1 protein-coding gene is annotated in these 711 nt (G+C 37.0%); it reads right to left on the minus strand.

Going from position 1 to position 711, the window contains the following annotated elements; all coding sequences use genetic code 11:
• Nucleotides 1-544: LysR family transcriptional regulator (locus tag BHF69_RS13610; RefSeq protein WP_158022589.1), on the minus strand; the 544-nt coding region annotated here is incomplete at its 3' end.
• Between the last annotated feature and the right edge of the window lie 167 nt (nucleotides 545-711).

Genomic DNA, 711 nt, shown 5'->3' on the forward strand with positions numbered 1-711 from the left:
TGATTTTGATTGCACCTCCACAGATGGAAATTGCAATCAAAATCAAATTCTCCCGAATGATCGGGAAAAAAGTAAGCTCTGGTTCATTCTCTTCATAAGAACCGAACACTACATCCGTTTCATTGTCATGAATGGAGCGAATCATAGATCCGGTAAATCCCTCACGAAACGAAAATGTAACATTGCTATTTTCCTCTCTAGTCAAAAACTTCTGAACCATCTTAGGTATATAATTATGGCCAAATGGAGAAATATACGCCACATTAATATGGCCGCTGCTGCGATCCAGCATGCTCTGCATCTCATTCTTGGCTCTCTCAATCTCATTTAAAATGGAATTGACATATCCCTGAAAGACCTTTCCATACTTGGTCAGTATAATGTTCCTCCCCTGCTTTTCAAATAATGGTACCTGTAGTTCTTCCTCCAGCAGAGCCATAGACTTACTCAAACTTGGCTGTGCCACATGAAGTTCCTTTGCAGCTTTATTATAGTGCTGCAGCTTTGCGATCATTTGAAAATAATATAGTTGTTGTAACGTCATCATCATCCCTCCTGGGTTCATTTTACCATAATCAATTGCTTTTTTCTATTAATATTCAAACTCTTTACTATTTGAAAAATGTTTGTTAAATGCTAAACTATTAGTATAAACATGAAGGAGGATATACCATGATTCCAGTAAAAGTTAGAAACGTAGAAATCGGAACA

Origin of the sequence: Anaerostipes sp. 992a (assembly GCF_001940245.1) — a bacterium.
In the GTDB taxonomy this organism is placed as follows: domain Bacteria; phylum Bacillota; class Clostridia; order Lachnospirales; family Lachnospiraceae; genus Fimousia.